Here is a 22,130-nt window from a genome sequence, read left to right on the forward strand (position 1 = left end):
CCCGCGCCCGGCGGATGAATCGTCCGATTCACTTTGTCGGCGGCGCTGCACTCTGTTAACTTCGGCGCAGACTCAACAAGAGACGATTCAGTGGACCCTTCCGGCCGCCAGAGCACTCGACGCACTACCCCCAGATCTGTACACAGCTGTGGACAACCATGTGGACAACTCGTGGCAGGTGCGGCATGTGACATCCTCATGACCGACGCTGGTCGTTGTTCCGGCAGGAGGGCACAGCACTGTGATGAGTGATCGTGATTCGTTTGGCGAAGTCTGGCAGAGCGTCGTCGCCGAACTCAACAACGACGCCGCCGCACATGACCACGAACCGCTCACGCGTCAGCAAAAGGCCTGGTTGTCGCTGGTACAGCCGCTGACACTCGCTGAGGGATTCGCCCTCCTGACGGTGCCGACCCCACTGGTCCAGGAGCAGATCGAACGCAACCTGCGCGACACCATCCGATCGGTGCTCAGCCGCCACCTCGGCCAGCCGGTCGATCTCGGTGTGCGGATCTCCACACCCGTTGTGGAAGAAACGGTCGCCGAGCCCACGCAGCCGCTCGCCGACCGCCTCGACGGCGCATCCGTGACCATCGGGTCTCCGAACGGCCACCCGGGAGCTGCGCCCGGCGGCGGCTTCGAGCGGCGGACCGAGCGGACCGCAGGTGCCGAGGCGTCCGACTGGTCGACCTACTTCGCCGAGCGGCCCACCGCCGGACAATCACCGTCGAGTGCCAATCTCAGCCCGAAGTACACCTTCGACACCTTCGTGATCGGTGCCTCGAACCGATTCGCGCATGCGTCCGCGGTCGCCGTCGCGGAGGCGCCGGCCCGCGCTTACAACCCGTTGTTCATCTGGGGCGAGTCCGGACTGGGCAAGACACATCTGCTGCATGCCGCCGGGCACTACGCGCAACGGCTGTTCCCGGGCATGCGGGTGAAGTACGTCTCCACCGAGGAGTTCACCAACGACTTCATCAACTCGCTGCGTGACGACCGGCGGGTCGCGTTCAAACGTCGCTACCGTGATGTCGACGTCCTGCTCGTCGACGACATCCAGTTCCTCATCGGCAAGGAAGGTATCCAGGAAGAGTTCTTCCACACCTTCAACACCCTGCACAACGCGAGCAAGCAGATCGTCGTCTCCTCCGACCGGCCGCCCAAGCAGCTGGCCACACTGGAAGACCGCCTCCGGACCCGGTTCGAGTGGGGACTGATCACCGACGTCCAGCCGCCCGATCTGGAGACCCGCATCGCGATCCTGCGCAAGAAGGCGCAGATGGACAACATCGCGGTGCCCGACGACGTCCTCGAACTCATCGCCTCCAAGATCGAGCGCAACATCCGAGAGCTCGAGGGCGCCCTGATCCGGGTGACCGCCTTCGCGTCGCTGAACAACGCCGAACTCGACAAGTCCCTCGCCGAGGTGGTGTTGCAGGCACTGCTGCCCAACTCGGGCACCCTGGAGGTCAGTGCGGCCAGCATTCTGGCCATCACCGCCGAGTACTTCGACATCTCGGTCGAGGAGCTGCGGGGCCCGGGCAAGACCCGGTCGATCGCGCAGGCGCGGCAGATCTCGATGTATCTGTGCCGCGAACTCACCGACCTGTCACTGCCCAAGATCGGTGAGACGTTCGATCGCGACCACACCACGGTGATGTACGCCGAACGCAAGATCCGCAAGGAGATGGCCGAGCGGCGCAAGGTCTACGACCATGTCCAGGAACTGACCGCGCGGATCAAACAGCGCGCCGTCTGAGCCCTCGCGCCCGTATTTTCCCGCTCCCTGAGGAGCCCGCGAACGAAGTGAGCGAGCGTCACGAAGGGCGCTCCCTCAGGATCCCGCGAGCCTGCAAGGACACGTCACCACCCGCTCCCTGAGGAGCGTCCGAGCCTGCGAGGATGCGTCACGAAGGGCCCTTCGTGACGGCCCTCCGCTAGCGCTCCGGGCCTCCTCAGGGACCGGGGGCACACCCGACACCGCTAGCGCTCCGGGCCTCCTCAGGGACCGGGGGCACACCCGACACCGCTAGCGCTCCGGGCCTCCTCAGGGACCGGGGGCACACCCCACACCGCTAGCGCTCCGGGCCTCCTCAGGGACCGGGGGCACACCCCACACCGCTAGCGCTCCGGGCCTCCTCAGGGACCGGGGGCACACCCCACACCGCTAGCGCACCACCACAGCAACCGGGGGCACACCCCACACCGCTAGCGCACCACCACAGGGACCGGGTCACACCCAACTCCACCGCCACAGCAACCGGAGTCACAACCCAACTCCACCACCCGGGCCGCAACTCTCGACTCGAACCACAGGGTTTGTCATGCGCGGATCCGCCCCCGCCGGTCTCAACGGTCACTGAAACGGTTCATCACCAGCTGTGGACAAACCTCGGGATAACCGGGCGCAACTTGTGCACGCCACGTGGACACCGACCGAACGGATGGCGAACTCCACACAGACCTTGTCATTCCCTCAACATCTGTCCACGATCCATCCACAGTTGCCGACCGCGGATGACCTGCTGGATCCGAGCTCGGTGCACAGATTCACAGGCCCTATTACTGAGATGGATCCTTCTCTAAAGAACATCTTCTAAAAGAAGGTGTTGTGCACATTGCGGTCGTCCCACCGGATGGGTCCGTCGCATCGCGGCCCACAGTTCCCCCCAACGGCTCCCCGTCTGGCAGGCTCGTTCTACAGTGGAAATCCCAGTCGGGAATCCCAGTCGACATCCAGACCGGGCAATCCCACCGATCCGTCGCCGGTATTCGGCGGACGAGGGTGGGTATGACGAGAGTCAGCAGAACAGAGAAGGGCAACCACCCAGCATGAAGTTCCGTGTCGCGCGTGACGAGTTCGCAGATTCCGTTGCCTGGGTGGCCCGAAGCCTGCCGGCCCGACCGCCGGTCCCGGTCCTCGGATGCGTTGTTCTGACCGCGGGCGACAACGGACTCGAGGTGTCCGGGTTCGACTACGAGGTCTCGGCGCAGGAGACCGTCGCGGCCGAGGTCGCCGAACCGGGCAAGGTGCTGGTGTCCGGTCGTCTGCTCGCCGACATCACCAAGGCGCTGCCCAACAAGCCGGTCGATGTGAGCCTCGACGGCACCCGCGTCGCCATCAGCTGCGGCAGCGCCAAGTTCTCGCTGCCGACGATGCCGGTCGAGGATTACCCGGAGCTCCCCAAACCGCCGACGGTCACCGGGACCATCCCGGCCCAGGTCTTCGCCGAGGCGATCGGTCAGGTCGCGGTCGCCGCAGGACGCGACGACACCCTGCCGATGCTCACCGGCGTTCGCGTCGAGATCGACGGCAACCGTGTGGTCCTCGCCGCCACCGACCGCTTCCGGCTCGCCGTGCGCGAGCTCGAGTGGGATCCCGCCGCCGGAGACACCTCCGGTGCCGTCCTGGTTCCGGCCAAGACCCTGTCGGAAAGCGCCCGGACCGCGGGATCCGAGGCCACCGGCCAGATCTCGCTGGCATTCGGCGCCGGATCGGCCATCGGCGGCGAAGGAATCCTCGGGATCCTCGGCGAGACCAAGCGCACCACCACCCGCCTGCTCGACGCCGAGTTCCCCAAATTCCGCCAGTTGCTTCCCGCCAGCCACACCGCGGTCGCCACCATCGACAGTGCACCGCTGATCGAGGCCATCAAGCGCGTCGCCCTGGTCGCCGAGCGCGGGGCGCAGGTCCGCATGGAGTTCACCGAGGGCACGCTGCTGCTCACCGCCGGCGGCGACGAGGCCGGCAAGGCCGAGGAAGAGCTGCCTGTGCAGTTCCACGGCGAGCCGCTCACCATCGCCTTCAATCCCGGCTACCTGCAAGACGGGTTGTCGGCGATCGGTGTGCCCACTGTGGACTTCGGCTTCACCACACCCAGCCGGCCAGCCGTGCTGCGCCCGTCGACCGGTGACGAGCCCGTCGCCGACGAATCCGGCGCGTACGTCGCACCTGACAGCGTCTTCACCTACCTGCTGATGCCGGTGCGTCTGCCCGGCTGATCCAGGATCATCCGCGGCCACCGTAGGAATCGCGCTCGCGCGAGCGACCGGAGGGACATCACCATGCAGCTCGGACTCGTCGGCCTCGGAAAGATGGGTGCCAACATGCGCACCCGCCTCCAGGAGGGAGGTCACCAGGTTGTCGGCTACGACCCGCGACCGGAGGTGTCCGACGTCGGATCCCTCGCCGAGATGGTTGCCGCCCTCGAGTCACCGCGAGTGGTGTGGGTGATGGTGCCCTCGGGCGAGCCGACACGTTCCACGATTGCCGAACTCGCCGGATTGCTCGGGTCCGGTGACGTGGTGATCGACGGCGGGAACTCCAAGTACACCGACGATCTGCCGCACGCCCAGAAGCTGGGTGAGACGGGCATCGGGTACATCGACTGCGGTGTGTCCGGTGGGGTCTGGGGCCTACGCAACGGGTACGGCCTGATGGTCGGCGGCACCGACGAGGACGTGGCACGTGTGATGCCGATCTTCGATGCGCTGCGCCCTCCCGGCGATCGTGCCGACGGGTTCGTCCATGCCGGTCCGGTCGGCGCCGGCCACTACGCCAAGATGGTGCACAACGGTGTCGAGTACGGCCTGATGCACGCCTACGGCGAAGGCTACGAGCTGCTCTCCGCCGAACCCCTGATCACCGACGTCGAGGGCACCCTGCAGGCGTGGACGCAGGGCACCGTCGTGCGGTCCTGGCTGTTGGAGCTGCTGGTCAACGCACTCAAGGAAGACCCGGGCCTGGCCGAGATCTCCGACTACACAACCGATTCCGGCGAGGGCCGGTGGACCGTCGAGGAGGCGATCCGGCATTCGGTGCCGGCGAACGTCATCTCCGCGGCGCTCTTCGCCCGCTTCGCGTCCCGGCAGGATCAGGGCTCGCCCGCACTGAAAGCCGTTTCGGCCCTGCGTAATCAGTTCGGTGGCCACGCGGTCAAGGACACCGGGGGACGCTCCGTCGGCGAGACCAACACCCCCGTCGTCGAGTGACGTGTTCGTCCGTGAACTGACTCTGCGCGACTTCCGTTCCTGGCGCGAGATCGATCTGACCCTTCGTCCCGAACCGACGATCTTCGTGGGACGCAACGGATTCGGCAAGACCAACCTCCTCGAGGCGGTCTACTACCTGGCAACGTTGCGCTCGCACCGCGTCAGTACGGACGCACCGCTGGTGCACAGCGGGTCCACCACCGCGACGGTGACCGGCACCGTGGAGAACACCGGTCGCGAGCTGACGGTACAGGTGCAGATCAAGGCGGACGGGGCGAACAAGGCCAGCGTCAACGGCAGTCCGTCGCGCCGGGCCCGCGACATCCTCGGGATCCTGCGCGCCGTCATGTTCGCACCGGAGGACCTGTTGCTCATCCGCGGCGATCCGTCGGATCGGCGACGGTTCGTCGACGAACTCGTCGCCCAACGCGGACCACGTTGGGCCGCAGCACGTTCCGACTACGATCGGGTCCTACGCCAGCGCTCGGCACTCCTCAAGACCGCGGGTGCCGCGCTGCGCCGAGGTGGATCCGACGCCGAGTCGGTGATCAGCACCCTCGACGTGTGGGACGGTCAGCTCGCCGATCTGGGTGGGCAGGTCACCGCGGCGCGGATCGACGTATTGCGGGAACTGTCACCGCATTTCACGCAGTCGTATGCATCGATCGCGCCGCACTCACGTCCGGCGGCACTGGCCTATCGGGCCGCGGCCGGGCCCGACGTGGTCCCCGCCGACGGGTCGCCGGCATCTGCCGAGGAGATCACCACGATCCTGCTCGCCCGGCTCGGTGAACTCCGCAGCAAGGAGATCGACCGGGGGGTCAGCCTCGTCGGGCCGCACCGCGACGACGTGGACATCATCCTCGGAAGTGACGTGGCCAAGGGATTCGCCAGCCACGGCGAGTCATGGTCATTGGCGCTTGCGTTGCGGTTGGGATCGGTCGAGCTCGTCCGGGCGGAGGGGGTGGAGCCGGTGATCATGCTCGACGACGTGTTCGCCGAACTCGACGCGCAGCGGCGGACCCAACTCGTCGAGTTCACGTCGTCGGCCGAGCAGTTGCTGGTCACCGCGGCGGTTCCCGAGGACATTCCGTCGATGATCGGCGGACGTCGGGTGGCTGTCGGTGTCGTGGAGGACAATGGGGACCGGCATTCGATCATGAGCGAGCTCGCCCCCGGGGAAGACACTGCAGGGGTGCGCGCTGCAGGGGAGGACGACGCATGAGCGACGCACCATCCGGTGATGCACGGTCCGACGTGTCACGGTCGTCGGGATATGAACTCGCGCGCAAGGCGCTGGAGGATGCCCGTGCCGCCGCCCGCGCGGCCGGGAAATCGGTCGGTCAGGGCAGGTCGTCGCCGGTCAGCGGGCAGCGTCGTGGCTCGGGACGGCGCCGGAGCTGGTCCGCGTCGGGTCCGGATGCGCGGGATCCGCAGCCCCTGGGTCGCCTGACCGGACGGCTCGCCGCCGAACGTGGGTGGCAGCCACAGATCGGTCAGGGAACCCTGTTCGGGATGTGGGGGCAGATCGTCGGTGCCGACGTCGCGGCACACGCGAAGCCGACGTCGTTGGACGACAAGGTTTTACATATCCAGGCGGAGTCGACCGCCTGGGCCACCCAGCTCCGCTACATGCAATCCACCATTCTGGCGAAGATCGCGGCCGCCATCGGTGACGGCATGGTGACGAGTCTGCGGATCACCGGCCCGAAGGCCCCGTCCTGGCGCAAGGGACCTCGGCACATCTCGGGGCGCGGTCCACGCGACACGTACGGCTGACGGTGACCGGGCGGCCCTCCGTGTCGCGGTCCGGCCACAGGAGCGAGCCAGTGAACCGCAGACGCCGGATTTGGGTCTCGGCCACAATCGGACCGGCACCGAACGAAAAAAATCGATCTGCGCGGGCGTTAGCGGCCCCGGATCCCCATTCCTGGTCGGGTCAGGCAGTAGTATGTAGGGAGTTGTCCCGACAGGGGTGGACGTCGGCAGGGTGCAAGGCCCCGCCCACATACCGTTCTCGTCCGCGTCACCGATGCGGATGAGGTCGTCGTGTGTTCATCCCTGCGGCATCACCGAGACAGAAGGAGCGGACGCACCTCGTGGCCGACACCAACGACACCAACGGGTCAGACAGCGCTGCAAAGAAGCGGAAGGCGAAGAAGCCCGGTGAGTACAGCGCCGATTCGATCAGCATCCTCGAAGGCCTGGAAGCTGTCCGCAAGCGTCCCGGCATGTACATCGGTTCCACCGGTGAGCGCGGTCTGCACCACCTGATCTGGGAGGTCGTCGACAACTCGGTCGACGAGGCGATGGCCGGCTACGCCAGCAAGGTCGACGTCACCCTGCTCGAAGACGGTGGTGTGCAGGTGGTCGACGACGGCCGCGGCATCCCCACCGACATGCACGCGACGGGAGTCCCCACCGTCGAGGTCGTCATGACCCAGTTGCATGCGGGCGGCAAGTTCGACTCCGACGCCTATGCGGTGTCGGGTGGTCTGCACGGCGTCGGTATCTCCGTGGTCAACGCGCTGTCGACGCGCGTCGAGCTCGAGATCAACTACGGCGGTTTCCACTGGGAACAGCACTATGACTATGCCAAGCCGAGCCCGCTCGAGAAGGGCGAGGCGACCCGAAAGACCGGCACCACGGTGCGGTTCTGGCCGGATTCGAAGATCTTCGAGACCACCGCGTTCAGCGCCGAGACGGTCGCCCGACGCCTGCAGGAGATGGCATTCCTGAACAAGGGCCTGACCATCACGCTGACCGACAACCGTCTCAGTGACGAGGCGGCCGTCGCCGAGGCCGAGATGGACGCCGACAGCGACGACGCCGCACCCCAGGCGATCAAGACGCCGGAAGAGAAGACGCAGAAGGCCGCCCGGGCCCGCACCCGCACCTATCACTACCCGGACGGGCTCGTCGACTACATCAAGCACCTCAACCGCACCAAGAACTCCATCCACACCTCGGTCATCGGTTTCACCGCGAAGGGCACCGGGCACGAGGTGGAGATCGCGATGCAGTGGAACGCCGGCTATTCCGAGTCCGTGCACACCTTCGCCAACACCATCAACACCCACGAGGGCGGCACGCACGAAGAGGGCTTCCGTGCGGCGTTGACCAGCACGGTCAACAAGTACGCCTATGACAAGAAGCTCCTCAAGGAGAAGGACGGCAAGCTCACCGGCGACGACATCCGCGAGGGCCTCGCGGCAGTCATCTCGGTGAAGGTCGGCGACCCGCAGTTCGAGGGTCAGACCAAGACCAAGCTCGGCAACACCGAGGTCAAGAGCTTCGTGCAGAAGACCTGTAACGAGCATCTCGGTCACTGGTTCGAGGCGAATCCGGCCGAGGCCAAGATCATCGTCAAGAAGGCCGTCGACTCCGCGCAGGCCCGGATGGCCGCGCGCAAGGCGCGAGAACTGGTGCGCCGCAAGACCGCCACCGACATCGGCGGACTGCCCGGCAAGCTCGCCGACTGCCGCAGCAATGATCCCACCAAGTGCGAGGTCTACATCGTCGAGGGCGACTCGGCCGGCGGCAGCGCCAAATCGGGTCGCGACTCGATGTATCAGGCGATCCTGCCGTTGCGCGGCAAGATCATCAACGTCGAGAAGGCGCGCATCGACCGGGTGCTGAAGAACACCGAGGTCCAGTCGATCATCACCGCGTTCGGCACCGGTATCCACGACGAGTTCGACATCGCCAAGCTGCGGTATCACAAGATCGTGCTGATGGCCGACGCCGACGTCGACGGCCAGCACATCTCGACGCTGCTGCTGACGTTGCTGTTCCGCTTCATGCGTCCACTGATCGAGCACGGCCACGTGTTCCTGGCGCAGCCGCCGCTCTACAAACTCAAGTGGCAGAAGAGCGAACCCGAGTTCGCCTACTCCGACCGCGAGCGCGACGGACTGCTCGAGGCGGGCAAGGCCGCCGGGCGCAAGATCAACACCGACGACGGCATCCAGCGCTACAAGGGTCTCGGTGAGATGAACGCCAAGGAACTGTGGGAGACCACCATGGATCCCGCGGTCCGCGTCCTCCGCCAGGTGACCCTCGACGATGCGGCCGCCGCCGACGAACTGTTCTCCATCCTGATGGGGGAGGACGTCGCCGCCCGCCGCAGCTTCATCGCCCGCAACGCCAAAGATGTTCGCTTCCTGGACGTCTGAGCCATCCCCGCCGGCCACCGAATACCGATGGTCGAGTAGCACCCGGAGCGCCGGCGCAGGGAGCGCATCGAGACCGAGACCACCGTTCGCAATCAGAGAAGGTCACGCATGACTGACACCACGCTGCCCCCGGCCGGGGGAGAGGGCGACCGCATCGAACCGGTCGATCTCGGCCAGGAGATGCAGAACAGCTACATCGACTACGCGATGAGCGTGATCGTGGGCCGTGCGCTGCCCGAGGTCCGCGACGGCCTCAAGCCGGTGCATCGTCGACTGCTCTACGCGTCCTACGACGCCGGTTTCCGCCCGGACCGCAGCTACGTCAAATCCGCGAAACCCGTTGCGGAGACGATGGGTAACTATCACCCGCACGGTGACAGCGCGATCTACGACGCGCTGGTGCGCCTCGCGCAGCCGTGGTCGATGCGCTACCCGCTCATCGACGGCCAGGGCAACTTCGGTTCCCGCGGCAACGACGGCGCGGCCGCCATGCGTTACACCGAGGCGCGTCTGACGCCGCTGGCGATGGAGATGCTGCGTGACATCGACGAGGAGACAGTCGATTTCACGCCCAACTACGACGGCAAGACCAACGAGCCGACGGTGCTGCCGTCGCGGATCCCCAATCTGCTGATCAACGGTTCCGGCGGTATCGCCGTCGGTATGGCCACCAACATCCCGCCCCACAACCTGAATGAGGTTGCCGACGCGGTGTTCTGGGCGCTCGAGAACCACGACGCCGACGACGAGACCACCCTCGCGGCGTGTATGGAGTGCGTGAAGGGTCCCGACTTCCCGACCGCCGGTCTGATCGTCGGCAGTCAGGGCATCCGGGATGCCTACACCGCCGGCCGCGGCAGCATCCGTATGCGCAGCGTCGTCGACATCGAAGAGAACAAGGGCACAACGACTCTCGTCGTCACCGAGTTGCCCTATCAGGTCAACCCGGACAACCTGATCCAGTCGATCGCCGAACAGGTGAACGAGGGAAAGCTCAAGGGCATCAGCCGGATCGAGGATCAGTCGTCGGACCGTGCGGGCATGCGCATCGTCGTGACCCTGCGCCGCGACGCCGTCGCCAAGGTCGTGCTCAACAACCTCTACAAGCACAGCCAGCTGCAGACCAGCTTCGGCGCCAACATGCTCTCCATCGTCGACGGTGTCCCGCGCACCCTCCGCCTGGATCAGATGATCCGGCTGTATGTGGCCCATCAGATCGACGTCATCGTGCGGCGCACCCGCTACCGGTTGCGCAAGGCCGAGGAGCGCGCCCACATCCTGCGCGGTCTGGTCAAGGCGCTCGACGCGCTCGACGAGGTCATCGCGCTGATTCGTGCGTCGGCCAACACCGAGGCCGCGCGCAACGGGTTGATCGACCTGCTCGACATCGACGAGATCCAGGCCGACGCCATCCTGGCGATGCAGCTGCGCCGGCTGTCGGCGTTGGAGCGCCAGAAGATCATCGACGAGTTGGCGGAGATCGAACGCGAGATCGCCGACCTGCAGGACATCCTCGACAAGCCGGAACGGCAGCGCAACATCGTCCGCGACGAGCTGAAGGTCGTCGTCGACAAGTACGGCGACGAGCGGCGCACCAAGATCATCGCGGCCGACGGCGACGTCGCCGACGAGGATCTCATCGCCCGTGAAGAGGTCGTCGTCACGATCACCGAGACCGGCTACGCCAAGCGCACCCGGTCGGACCTCTATCGCAGCCAGCGTCGCGGCGGCAAGGGGGTGCAGGGTGCCGGTCTCAAGCAGGACGACATCGTCAAGCACTTCTTCGTCAGCTCGACCCACGACTGGATTCTGTTCTTCACCACCAAGGGTCGCGTCTACCGGGCGAAGGCGTACGAGCTGCCGGAGGCCAACCGGACCGCACGTGGCCAGCACGTCGCCAACCTGCTGGCATTCCAGCCGGAGGAGCGGATCGCCCAGGTCATCCAGCTGAAGACCTACGAAGATGCGCCGTATCTGGTCCTCGCCACCCGCAACGGTCTGGTCAAGAAGTCCAAGCTCGTGGACTTCGACTCGAACCGGTCCGGCGGCATCGCCGCGATCAACCTGCGCGGTGAGGATGAACTCGTCGGAGCACAGCTGTGCAGCGCCGACGACGACCTGCTGCTGGTGTCGCAGAAGGGTCAGTCGATCCGCTTCCACGCCGACGACGAGGCGCTGCGTCCGATGGGCCGGCAGACCTCGGGTGTCCAGGGCATGCGCTTCAACGGGGACGACGAGTTGCTCTCCCTCAACGTCGTCCGCGAGGGCACATATCTGTTGGTCGCCACCTCGGGCGGCTACGCCAAGCGCACGGGCATGGACGACTATCCGGTCCAGGGTCGTGGCGGCAAGGGTGTCTTGACCATCCAGCACGACCGCCGTCGTGGTGAGCTGATCGGCGCGCTGATCGTCGACGACGACTCCGAGCTGTACGCCATCACCTCCGGTGGCGGCGTCATCCGGACCGGTGCCAAGCAGGTCCGCAAGGCCGGCCGTCAGACCAAGGGGGTGCGCCTGATGAACCTCGATGCGGATACCACCGTCATCGCGATCGCGCGCAACGCGGACGAACCGGACGAGGAGCAGAGCTGATCGGCGGGTTCCGGCATTGGTGACCCGGCTCGGCGACCGCTAGCGGTTAGTGTGGGGCATAAGAACACCGAATGAGGGATTGCCAGTGAGCTCACCGAACACACCGGACGACAAGAAGCCCACGAATGGGGACTCCGGTCCGCATGCGGCCTCCGGTCCGGGGCAGCAGGGGACTGCTCCGGGTGGCCTGGTGCCACCGTGGCAGCGCGGTCCGAACGGTACCGGCACAGGTCACGGACCCGGCGGGTCCGGCGGGTCGGGTCAGCCGGGAGAAGGACAGAACGGCACGTCTCGGCATCAGGGTCCGCCGCCGCGGGGGATCGTGACGGCCGCGGCCAGTATGTCCGGGCAGCAGGCGCCGATCACGAAACTGGACGATCCGCGTGATGGTGATGAATCGCGCGGCGGCGACTCGTGGGGCACCACGACCACGACGACCACCACCGGCGAGTCGGGCAAGTTCGTGGAGTCGCCGACGCGTCACATCGACCGTGACGATCTGCCGGCCGAGAAGCTGCCGAACCTCGACGCGATCCACCATGTCAACGAGCAGACAGCGCGGCAGCCCGCTGCTGCGCAGACGCCTCGGTCGGCGCCCGCCGAGATCGGGTCGCGGCCGTTGCGTGCTGCCGTGCAGCTGCGGCGGATCGATCCGTGGGCGACCTTCAAGGTCGCGGCGGTGCTATCGGTGGCGGGATTCCTGATCTGGATGATCTCGGTCGCCGTGCTGTACCTCGTGCTCGACGGCATGGGTGTCTGGGATCAGGTCAACAGCTCGTTCGGCACGCTGGTGACCGCTGACGGCTCCACGAGCGAGGGCGACATCATCGGCGCCGGATCCGTGTTCGGCTGGGCGGCGCTGCTGGGTGCGATCAACGCGATCCTGCTGACCGCGCTCGCAACCATCGGTGCCTACATCTACAACCTCTGTGCCGACCTCGTGGGCGGCGCCGAGGTGACCCTCGCCGACCTCGACTGAGGTCTGCACCGGGTGGGCCCGGGGCGTCGGACGCTGCCAACCCCGGACGAGCGGTCCGGTATTGCCTGAGCCGTGCCATGGTGGTCGAGTAGCCGTGAAGCGCTAGCCGAGCGGTTTATCGAGACCACTGCACCGGGCCCAACTACACCCCTCCGACCAGCCGTTTTGGTTGTTCGGCCTCCGGTCGGGTAATCTCACATCTCGGTTCAAGGGCCTATAGCTCAGGCGGTTAGAGCGCTTCGCTGATAACGAAGAGGTCGGAGGTTCAAGTCCTCCTAGGCCCACTGCGAGAGGTGTGTTGCACACCCGATTCGCACCCAGTTCGGTCACTGATCTGACCGAGTCGGGGCCTTAGCTCAGTTGGTAGAGCGCCGCCTTTGCAAGGCGGATGTCAGGAGTTCGAATCTCCTAGGCTCCACCACCGGCATATTTGGACAAGTCGCCGTCCCGAGTTTGGATAAGTCGTAGGCCACCGAGGAAATCCCGGCGCAGAGCCTCACTAATGAGATCGATTGGCAATAGCACTGCCAAATTCGAGATCCGATCGGCTGACAAGACCCGCCGACGCTCGGATCAGCTCAGGATTGCGATCTCCGCGCAGCAGTGAACCCCAAGGTTGTTGCTGTGGAGAAGAATGTGCGTCTGAAAGATGGCCCCGAGCGGCGGATCAACCGCCTGGTGATGGTCGGTCACCCTCTGTGACCTTCGCGTGCTTCGCCGAGGTCTTGGGTGCCGGTGATTTCAGCGGTGCTGTCTTCGCGATCGGGTACTCGGGCGGAACGGCGAGTCCGCGAGTGCGGAAGTGGTCGGTGATGCAGTCGTAGTTGTACGCAAACAGCGTGAAGCCGAGCAAGAAGGCGTTCTTCGCCCGACCGAAGACCCGCGTGTAGCCACGGTCCATTCGAAACTCGGTGCGCAGGGCGCTGTTGGCTGCCTCGACAGCATTCCGGCGGTGATAGTCCTTGTTCCAGTCGGTCGTGCCGTAGATGTTGCGTTGACGAATGTTCGGGAGGTAGTCGTCGCGCAGGGTGACCGACAGGGAGCAGCCGCACTTTTCGTCGTTGCATTCGGTGACGGGACGGGTCAGCCGCTCCTTCATTGACACTTGATTGTTGGGGCAGCAGATCTTGGACGGCGCATCGGTTCTGACAGGGCCACCGAACCGTTGCTTGCCGTCGGTGTTCTTACCCATTGATCGGAACGCGTAGGGCGTGCGCTCGTCGTAGAGCGACATCAGTGCATCGCGGGCCTCGGACGTCATGCCGACAGTGAACTTAGGGAGCTCCCGGAGGTGCTCGGGTAGCGCGTCACTGAACAGGGTGCCGTCGATGACGATGATGCCGAGCTCGGGGCCGGGGCGTTGGCGCCGTTGCTTTTCGGTGAGGTCGAAGACTGGTGCGATGCCGAGCTTGCGCAGGGGGCTTGTCCAGAACTCTGGCTTGGAGTTGTTGTAGGCGCGGTCGGCGGTGACGTCGGTGATGTTCTGTCCGGTCTCGTGGAGGCTTTCGATGAGCCCGATGGCGGCTTGGGCGTGGTGACTGCCGGCGGGTGTGAGGTTGGCGGCTGCGATGAATCCGGGGAGTTTGTCTTCGCCGCGCCACTGCCGCGAGTTGACGGCGAGAGTGAGGTCGTAGCCTACGAACGCTCCCGCAGGCTTGTTGTTGTGGGCCGACCGGTGTCCATCGCGCGCATCGGGGTCCGCGGTTCGTTGTAGGCGGTTATCCGAGCGAAGTACCGGCCAGATGCCGCCCTTGCGGACCGCTTTGGAATCCGCGTCTGGTTCCTTTTCGGTTTCATGGCTGGTGGGTGCTTGGTCGCTGGTGCGATTCCAGAAGGCGCGGATCCTGGCGTAAGACTCGTAGTCGGTGGAGTCGACGGCCAGGGACATGGCCCGGCAGCTGCGGCATCGTGTGCTGGAAGACGCCGTTCATGAGCTCGACGACATCGACTTCGTCGGCTTCGACGAGGTCCTTTACGCGTGCGGCAAAGCCAGTCGTCTGGTCGTAGGAGAGAGTTGTGAGGCCTAGTTGGCGGAACTGATCGGCTGTGAGGCCGAGGAAGGTCTCGTGGATCTTGGTGAACAGCATCGGCCGCTTTTCGAGCGCATTGATGAGGGCCAGCGTGAAGAACTGGAAAGGAGTGAACTCCCGGGGGCAACCATTGTTGTCCTCCATCATGACTGTGTGGAGGAGGTGGCGTGCGGGCGCGCTCAGTGCGCCGTTGAAAGCGACCCTGAAAGTCTTTGCGCTGCAGCCAGGTCCATCACCACGCTCCTTGGTCCGGTGGCGCGGGACGCTCTTCGCACTGGCCATGAGTCAGAAGTCGTAGAGGCGCGGGTCCGAGGTGATGTCCGCGGACGCGGCAAGGTCAATCAAGTGCTGGAGCAGCGGCTCGGTGAACTTCAGCGATCTGCAGCCGTAGGCGGCCATCATGGCGGGCAGCGGAGCTGATGAATCCAGCGCGTCGAGCGCCCAGGTCAGGCGCAATCGCGACATCGTCAGCGGACGCAGGCTGGTGGGGAGGTCGCAGTTCGCGATCAGCTGGGAGATCGTCTCGACCCGCGGGACCGGCTTATCACGAATGAGGAAAGCACCTGTGGGCAAGGAACGCACGAGCGTTTCGAGGAGAGGTGCGTAGCGTGTGCGGACGGGGACGACGCGGGCTGGCAATTCAATTGCGACTCTTCCCGGCGCTGCGTTGATGACGCTGTCGGTGGTGAGAAAGGCGATCTCGTCGGGTGTCAACCCTGCTCCGAGACCCAGGCCGAGGAGTGATTGGAGTACCCGGCGTCGAACGGGGCTGGATTGCGAGTCAACGCATTTGACCAGCCATCGGCACTGTTCGTCGGTGTAGGGTGGCCGGCTCTTAGAAGTTGGATAGACCGGTGCGGGTGAGTCCCATCGAGCCTTCCGAGTGACGCGCCGCCCGACTGTTCGGAGGACTGATCGACGCGTTCCGCGACTGACTGGCGAGAGATGTCCACACGCGGTGGCGACATAATGCTCGACGACTTCGGGTGTGAAGAGCCGCTCGCGCTCTCGTGAGCGCTGCTGATCAATTGCCCAGGCAAGAAAATGGGTGACTGCCAGCATGTGGTGATCGGCCGACGTGCCCGTCGCCAACCGCTGTGAGATGTCAGGCGCTGATCGTGCAGGTCGGCGCCTGATGTCGTGTGCGGGCCTGGTCGGCCCGAGTGGTGCTACGTCACTCAGCACCTCCCAATCCGCGTTCGATCGCGTCGGCGCCGACACGCGATACAGACTGCCCCTTCGCCTGGGCCAGCCGATAAAGGCGGGCAGCAAGTGGAGTCGGCAGGCGCAGCTCCACACGCGTTACGTCGCCGGGCTTGTGGATACGCGGCGAACCGAAGTGTGCGGCCGGAATATCGGCGTCCTTCATGAGTGCCTCCTACCGGGTAGTTCCGGGGACTTCCGGAATCAATGCCACCACACCTGGACGACTCGATCGTGGACGCTTTTCGGCCTTCATCCTGGCTGCATTGCACGCGTAGCGCGCACACCACGCGGTGCACGCGTTGCGCGCGGTATGCGCGTTCGGGGCGACGGAAACTGCAGGTAGAGGCTGTGCAGATACCCGCGGGTTGGCTCTCTTGGAGCGTTTACGAGCAAACCAAGGATGGCGATGTACGTCGTCGGGGCGCGCATCAGACCCCAAAGATTGCCTTTGCCGTCGGGGGTGTCGCGCCAAGGTTGTCGGCGGACTGTCCGAGCGGTGCGCTATACAGTTCTGTTCGGGTTCACCACGACTGTTTGGAGCGAACGAGAGTGATCACGGGAGAGCAGAAGAGCAAGGTCGACGCCGTCTGGGACGCATTCTGGTCGGGCGGCATCTCCAACCCGCTGGAGGTGATGGAGCAGATCACCTACCTGCTGTTCATCCGCCGACTCGACGACGAGCAACAACTCGCCCTCAACCGCGCCAACCTCACCAAGAAGCCGGTCACCGGCAACCCATTCCCGGTCGAGCGGACCGAACTGTGCTGGTCGGAGTTCAAGAACTACGCGCCCGACGACATGTTCCGCACCGTCGACGAGGACGTGTTCCCGTTCATCCGCACCATGCGCGACGAGGACTCCACCTACGCCCACTTCATGAAGGACGCGCGCCTATCCATCCCGAACCCGGGAATGCTTACCAAGGTCGTCGACCTGTTGGACAAGATCGAGATGCGCGACCTCGACACCAAAGGCGACGTCTACGAGTACATGCTCGCCAAGATCGCCAGCTCCGGACAGAACGGCCAGTTCCGAACACCCCGCCACATCATCAAGCTGATGGTCGAGATGATGGCGCCCGAACCCGGCGACACCATCGTCGACCCGGCCTCGGGCACATGTGGCTTCCTGGTCGCGGTCACCGAGTACATGCGCGATCACCACGCCGCCGACATCAACTCCGGCACAGGCGCCCGGCACTTTCACCATGACATGTTCCACGGATTCGACTTCGACAACACCATGTTGCGGATCGGCTCGATGAACATGCTGCTGCACGGCGTCGAACAGCCCGACATCCGCTACCGGGATTCCCTCGCCGAAGCCAACACCGGAGATGCCGGCGCGTACTCACTGGTGCTGGCCAATCCGCCTTTCGCTGGCAGCCTGGATTACGAGAACACCGCCAAAGACCTGCAACAGATCGTCAAGACGAAGAAGACCGAACTACTGTTCCTCGCCTTGTTCCTCCGACTGTTAAAGCCCGGCGGCCGCGCAGCCGTGATCGTGCCCGACGGAGTGCTGTTCGGCTCATCCAAAGCCCACAAGACCCTGCGCAAGATGCTCGTCGACGACCACAAACTCGACGCCGTTGTGAAGCTCCCATCCGGAGTCTTCAAGCCCTACGCAGGGGTGTCGACCGCGATCCTGTTCTTCACCAAGACCAACTCCGGCGGCACCGACCACGTTTGGTTCTACGACGTCCAAGCCGACGGCTTCTCGCTCGACGACAAGCGCACCGCGTTGCTCGATGGCGACAAGCTCGGGCCGCTCGCCGACCTCACCGACGATGAGCACGCCAAGAACAACCTGCCCGATGTCCTTGCACGCTGGGCCGAACGCGACGGCACGGAAATCAAGCGCGAGCGCACTGAACAGTCCTTCTGCGTTCCGCGGAACGACATCGAGGAACAGGGCTACGACCTCAGCCTCAACCGCTACAAAGAAGTCGTTCACGACGAGGTCGAACACCGAGCGCCGGACGAGATCCTCGACGAACTCGACAAACTCGAACTCGACATCCAATCCGGCCTTGCGGAGCTCCGCCAAATGCTGGCAGGTAGTGCCGAATGAACTGGCCTACAGCAGCTCTCGGGGACGTCTGCGCCATTACAATGGGCCAGGCGCCTCCGGGGTCGTCCTACAACGACTTGGGCGAGGGAGAGCCCCTCATCGCGGGAGCTGGTGATTTCGTCGCTGGCAAACCTCGGCCGAAGAAGTACACGACACAGCCCGGAAAGGTTGCTGACACGGGCGACATAGTCCTTGCAATTCGCGCCACAATCGGTGTCAAGGTGCTGGCGGATCGTACCTATTGTCTTGGCCGAGGCGTTGCTGGATTGCGTGCTGGCAAACAAATCGACTCACGATACTTGTGGAATTGGCTTGGGTACGCCGAAGTGTCCCTTGACGCAAAGGGCCGTGGCGCGACGTTTCGGCAGGTCAATCGGAATGACATTGCGACGATGGAGATCCCTCTCCCTCCCCTCCCCGAACAACGCCGCATCGCAGCCATCCTCGACCACGCCGACACCCTCCGCGCCAGGCGTCTGAATGTCATTAACGTTCAGAATCAACTCGATGATGCTGCCTTTCAACATTTCGCTGCTTCGAAACCCTCAGTGCCGCTTGGGGATCTACTGACCTTTGTGACGAGTGGAGGTAGGGGTTGGGCGAAATACTACGCAGATAGTGGTGAGCGTTTCATCAGATCGCTGGACGTTCAGGTGAACTCGATTTCCGATGATGACTTGGCACTCGTGGCCGCGCCAGACAATGCAGAAGCTCGCCGAACATGTACACGGCCGGGGGATGTATTGCTTACCATCACCGGGTCGCGAATTGGACGGGCAGCGGCGCTGCCCTCGAGCCTGTCGGGGTCATACATAAGCCAACACGTCGCGATACTTAGGCCGAATGCGGAGCGTCTACTACCAAGGTATTTGTCGGCATTTCTTTGTTCGGAACGGTGGGGCCAACGCCAGATTCGTTCGAGCCAGTATGGGCAGACGAAGCCCGGTCTGAACTTTGACCAGATCCGTGATTTCCGGGTCCCGCTGGCGGCAGTGGGCGACCAGCAGAATTTTTCTGAGTTCGCCGAGGCGTCGAAATGCCGCCGTGAACTGAGTCGAGAGGCTGCGGTTGTCACTGAAGCGCTGTTCGATTCTCTCCAATCCCGCGCATTCAGAGGTGAACTGTGAGCGATATCGACCAAGAGGGCGATCCGGCGGTCCCGCCTTGGCCAAAGTTCGCGCGTCCTGTCCTTGAAGTGCTGGCCGACGGCCAGATCTGGAAGACCTCAGAGCTCAAACCAACGGTCATGGATTACGTCGGACTCATGCAGGCCCAGCGCTCGGAGAAGATCAACTCGGGTCAGGGCAAGGCCGACAATAGGATTGGCTGGGCGTTGTCGTTTCTGCGTCGGGCCAAGGCTGTCGAGAAGATCAAGAACGGCGAGTCACGTATCACCGACTTCGGTCACCAGATGATGCGTGATCATCCGGTCGAGATCACGGAAGCCGACCTGCAAGCGGTACCGGCGTTCCAGAACTACCAGCCGACGCGTCGTTCCTCGGCTCCAGCAACAGATTCTGACGACCTCCCGACCTACTGGTTCGTCGGGGCCTCGTTCGGAACCGATGGACGTCCATCGGAGGATCACACGGAAGAGTTCATCCAGCAAGGTATTTGGAGCGCACACCAACCGCACAAGTACGCGGATGCAATCAAGACGATGAAACCTGGCGAACGCATCGCGATCAAAGCCGCGTTCACCCGCAAGAACGACCTGCCCTTCGATATCAACGGGATGACCGCTTCAGTGATGGCAATCCGAGCGACCGGGACGATCACGGCCAACCCGCAAGACGGCGATCAGGTTGTTGTGGACTGGGACTCGAAAGAGTCGGTTCCCGACGAGGATTGGTACTTCTGGACCTCACGCAACACCGTGTGGGGGGTCAAACCGGACTCCCCGTCAGCTCAGGCACTCATCGCCTTCACCTTCGAGGGGGAGGAGCAGGATTACGAGGAGTTCCTCACCGCGCCGTATTGGGCAGAGAAGTACTTCGACGGTCAGGCCCCTTCGGAGCCCCCAGGCGATGACGCAGCAGCCGTAGAGGAGATACCGGGCGAGGACGACTACACGATCGACGACATCGCCGCTGAGGGCTGCTTCGTTCCGCCGCCAGTCCTCGCCGGCTATCTCGATTCGCTCAGACGCAAAAAGAACCTCATCCTTCAAGGGCCCCCTGGAACAGGTAAGACGTGGCTGGCGAAACGACTCGGCTACGCGATGATCGGAACCAAGGACCGGTCGCTGATTCACGCGGTTCAGTTCCACCCGACGGTGTCATATGAAGACTTCGTGCGGGGGTGGCGGCCCGGAGGTGACGGCCGCCTCGTCTTGGCCGACGGACTGTTCCTCAAAGTGATCGGGGCAGCGAAGAGTCAGCCGGACGCGACACACGTCCTGGTGATAGAGGAGATCAACCGCGCCAACCTCGCCCAGGTGCTGGGGGAACTCCTCACACTCCTCGAAGCCGACAAACGGAAGGGCTCGGAGGCGCTGAAGTTGGCATACTCGAAGCCTGAGGATGACCTTGTCTACATCCCCGACAACCTCTACCTCATCGGCACGATGAACCTCGCTGACCGGTCGCTGGCAATCGTCGACTTCGCGTTGCGTCGCCGCTTTGCGTTCGCTGACCTGCGACCACAGTTCAATGACGCATGGCGTGCATGGGTACATCAACGCAACGGCATCGACGAGTCGTTCCTGAAAGCTCTGGCCATCAGGATCGAGGCGCTGAACCAGCGCATCGCCAGCGAGCGATCGCTGGGCGAACAGTACTGCATTGGCCACAGCTTCTTCACTCCCGCAGGAGAACTGATCGTCGACGATCCACACGCATGGTTGAGAGGCGTGGTGGACCAGGAGATCCGGCCGTTGCTGGCGGAGTACTGGTTCGACGATCCCGTGAAGGTCAGCGAGGAGGCGGCCACCCTGATCGGACAGTCGTGACCGAACCGGGCGTCATTGTCAGCGGCGCGTCACGGATTCCTGTGCGCAACTTGTGGCTGCTGATGCTGTACGCCTCGAACTTGTTTCAGCGCAACGACTCTCTCCGCAGAAGCGACGTCGAGGAGAACCCAGACGATCTTGTTGAACTCGTAGTCGAGGTTCTCGTCATTGCGGTCGAGCGCAGACTACAGCGCAGCCTCGGACAAGGCTATCGTCAGCGCGAAGCGGTCTTGACCCGAGTCCGGGGCCGCATTGATGTGCTGTCCACGGAGTCGAAGCTGCTCTTAGCTCAAGGGCGTGTCGCCTGCAGCTTCGACGAACTGACTATCGACAACCCTCGAAACCGGCTGTTGCTGACTGCACTCAGCGTGGCTGTGCGTTCGGTGAACGACCGGGAACTGGCGCGTCGAGCGCAGGCACTCGTGGTGGTCCTTACCCAGTCAGGTGTTTCGCCGCGGCCGATCGATCTGCGTGCCGCGAAGAGTGTGACGCTCGGCCGAAACGAGCAGGACGATGCCGAAGCGATCGCTGCGGCGAAGCTGTTGTTGGAGATGATGATTGCAGCGGAGGGACCAGGGTGTCGAACCAGTCGGGACCCCGAGCGGGAGGCAGCAACTGTCCGAAAGCTCTATGAAAGTGCGGTTCGCGGCTTCTATCGCGCCACCCTGCCCCGTCCGTGGCACGTTGCGGCTGGAGAAACGCACCATCGGTGGCCGACTGTGAACCCGAGCCCAGGAATCACCACCGTCCTACCGATCATGAAGACCGACATCGAACTCGAGCACGGTGACCGCCGAATCATCATTGAGACCAAGTTCGCCGATGCACTGAAACCGGGCCAGTACGGCGGCGACCCTCGTCTGAACCGCAACCACGTGTTCCAGCTGTACGCCTACGTGCAGTCCCAGGAGTGCCGAGACTCCCTCGGGGCAACCGCTGAAGGGGTTCTCCTCTATCCGACCGTCGCCAAGCACCTCGACGAGTCCGCGATTATCCAGGGACATCGGTACCGGTTCATGACCGTCGACCTGACCGCGAGCGCGCTTCACATCAGGGCGAGGCTCCTTGAGGTCGTTGGATCGACTGCATAGGGACCGCTCTGTCGGCACGATCTGCTAGCTTGATTGGCTCTG

At 64.2% G+C, this 22,130-nt stretch carries 16 protein-coding genes and 2 tRNA genes; 14 read left to right on the top strand and 4 right to left on the bottom strand.

Going from position 1 to position 22,130, the window contains the following annotated elements:
* The first annotated feature begins 241 nt into the window (after positions 1–241).
* From dnaA to AC4AMJ_RS24905, 10 genes are all read left to right on the top strand, one after another.
* Positions 242–1,759 carry a chromosomal replication initiator protein DnaA gene (gene dnaA / locus AC4AMJ_RS24860; protein ID WP_489915372.1) on the top strand — a complete coding sequence of 506 codons (1,518 nt, stop codon included), beginning with the start codon at positions 242–244 and terminating at the stop codon, positions 1,757–1,759.
* Positions 1,760–2,832: 1,073 nt separating this feature from the next.
* Positions 2,833–4,002 carry a DNA polymerase III subunit beta gene (gene dnaN, locus AC4AMJ_RS24865; protein ID WP_489898511.1) on the top strand — a complete coding sequence of 390 codons (1,170 nt, stop codon included), beginning with the start codon at positions 2,833–2,835 and terminating at the stop codon, positions 4,000–4,002.
* A gap of 63 nt (positions 4,003–4,065) precedes the next feature.
* The gene (gene gnd, locus AC4AMJ_RS24870; protein WP_489915374.1) at positions 4,066–4,992 is read left to right on the top strand and encodes a phosphogluconate dehydrogenase (NAD(+)-dependent, decarboxylating); all 927 of its coding nucleotides are present in this window, start codon (positions 4,066–4,068) and stop codon (positions 4,990–4,992) included.
* Position 4,993: 1 nt separating this feature from the next.
* On the top strand, positions 4,994–6,217 hold the full coding sequence (recF, locus tag AC4AMJ_RS24875; RefSeq protein WP_489915376.1) for a DNA replication/repair protein RecF: 1,224 nt from the start codon (positions 4,994–4,996) through the stop codon (positions 6,215–6,217).
* Positions 6,214–6,771, top strand: a complete 558-nt coding sequence (locus AC4AMJ_RS24880) for a DUF721 family protein (RefSeq protein ID WP_489898508.1) — start codon at positions 6,214–6,216, stop codon at positions 6,769–6,771. Before recF ends, AC4AMJ_RS24880 begins: the two co-directional genes overlap by 4 nt.
* Before the next feature lie 320 nt (positions 6,772–7,091).
* Positions 7,092–9,167, top strand: a complete 2,076-nt coding sequence (gene gyrB / locus AC4AMJ_RS24885; RefSeq protein ID WP_489898507.1) for a DNA topoisomerase (ATP-hydrolyzing) subunit B — start codon at positions 7,092–7,094, stop codon at positions 9,165–9,167.
* Between the two features lie 108 nt (positions 9,168–9,275).
* Complete coding sequence (gene gyrA / locus AC4AMJ_RS24890) at positions 9,276–11,759, top strand: DNA gyrase subunit A (RefSeq protein WP_489915379.1); 2,484 nt, start codon at positions 9,276–9,278, stop codon at positions 11,757–11,759.
* An 85-nt stretch (positions 11,760–11,844) separates the two neighbouring features.
* Entirely contained in the window at positions 11,845–12,738 is an 894-nt protein-coding gene (locus tag AC4AMJ_RS24895; RefSeq protein WP_489898505.1) for a DUF3566 domain-containing protein, read from the top strand.
* Between the two features lie 210 nt (positions 12,739–12,948).
* A tRNA-Ile gene (locus AC4AMJ_RS24900) sits at positions 12,949–13,022 on the top strand.
* A gap of 61 nt (positions 13,023–13,083) precedes the next feature.
* A tRNA-Ala gene (locus tag AC4AMJ_RS24905) sits at positions 13,084–13,159 on the top strand.
* Between the two features lie 246 nt (positions 13,160–13,405).
* On the opposite strand, the gene AC4AMJ_RS24910 is transcribed toward AC4AMJ_RS24905, so the two are convergent.
* From AC4AMJ_RS24910 to AC4AMJ_RS24925, 4 genes are all read right to left on the bottom strand, one after another.
* Complete coding sequence (locus tag AC4AMJ_RS24910; protein ID WP_489915381.1) at positions 13,406–14,626, bottom strand: hypothetical protein; 1,221 nt, start codon at positions 14,624–14,626, stop codon at positions 13,406–13,408.
* Positions 14,532–15,050: a hypothetical protein gene (locus tag AC4AMJ_RS24915; protein ID WP_489915383.1), complete on the bottom strand. Its 519-nt coding sequence runs from the start codon at positions 15,048–15,050 to the stop codon at positions 14,532–14,534. Before AC4AMJ_RS24915 ends, AC4AMJ_RS24910 begins: the two co-directional genes overlap by 95 nt.
* Positions 15,051–15,053: 3 nt before the next feature.
* Positions 15,054–15,482: a hypothetical protein gene (locus tag AC4AMJ_RS24920; RefSeq protein WP_489915385.1), complete on the bottom strand. Its 429-nt coding sequence runs from the start codon at positions 15,480–15,482 to the stop codon at positions 15,054–15,056.
* A gap of 460 nt (positions 15,483–15,942) precedes the next feature.
* Positions 15,943–16,137 carry a hypothetical protein gene (locus AC4AMJ_RS24925; RefSeq protein ID WP_489915387.1) on the bottom strand — a complete coding sequence of 65 codons (195 nt, stop codon included), beginning with the start codon at positions 16,135–16,137 and terminating at the stop codon, positions 15,943–15,945.
* A gap of 386 nt (positions 16,138–16,523) precedes the next feature.
* Here AC4AMJ_RS24925 and AC4AMJ_RS24930 point away from each other — a divergent pair, with 386 nt between their 5' ends.
* Genes AC4AMJ_RS24930 through mcrC form a run of 4 tightly spaced genes read left to right on the top strand, consistent with a single transcriptional unit; the run spans position 16,524 to position 22,088 of the window.
* Positions 16,524–18,047 carry a type I restriction-modification system subunit M gene (locus AC4AMJ_RS24930; RefSeq protein ID WP_489915389.1) on the top strand — a complete coding sequence of 508 codons (1,524 nt, stop codon included), beginning with the start codon at positions 16,524–16,526 and terminating at the stop codon, positions 18,045–18,047.
* Positions 18,044–19,174 (top strand): restriction endonuclease subunit S, encoded by a 1,131-nt coding sequence (locus AC4AMJ_RS24935; protein WP_489915391.1) that lies wholly within the window; start codon positions 18,044–18,046, stop codon positions 19,172–19,174. Before AC4AMJ_RS24930 ends, AC4AMJ_RS24935 begins: the two co-directional genes overlap by 4 nt.
* Positions 19,171–20,997: an AAA family ATPase gene (locus AC4AMJ_RS24940; protein WP_489915393.1), complete on the top strand. Its 1,827-nt coding sequence runs from the start codon at positions 19,171–19,173 to the stop codon at positions 20,995–20,997. Before AC4AMJ_RS24935 ends, AC4AMJ_RS24940 begins: the two co-directional genes overlap by 4 nt.
* Positions 20,994–22,088 carry a 5-methylcytosine-specific restriction endonuclease system specificity protein McrC gene (mcrC, locus tag AC4AMJ_RS24945; RefSeq protein WP_489915395.1) on the top strand — a complete coding sequence of 365 codons (1,095 nt, stop codon included), beginning with the start codon at positions 20,994–20,996 and terminating at the stop codon, positions 22,086–22,088. Before AC4AMJ_RS24940 ends, mcrC begins: the two co-directional genes overlap by 4 nt.
* The last annotated feature ends 42 nt before the right edge of the window (positions 22,089–22,130 follow it).

This window comes from Gordonia sp. LMA484 (genome assembly GCF_058129505.1).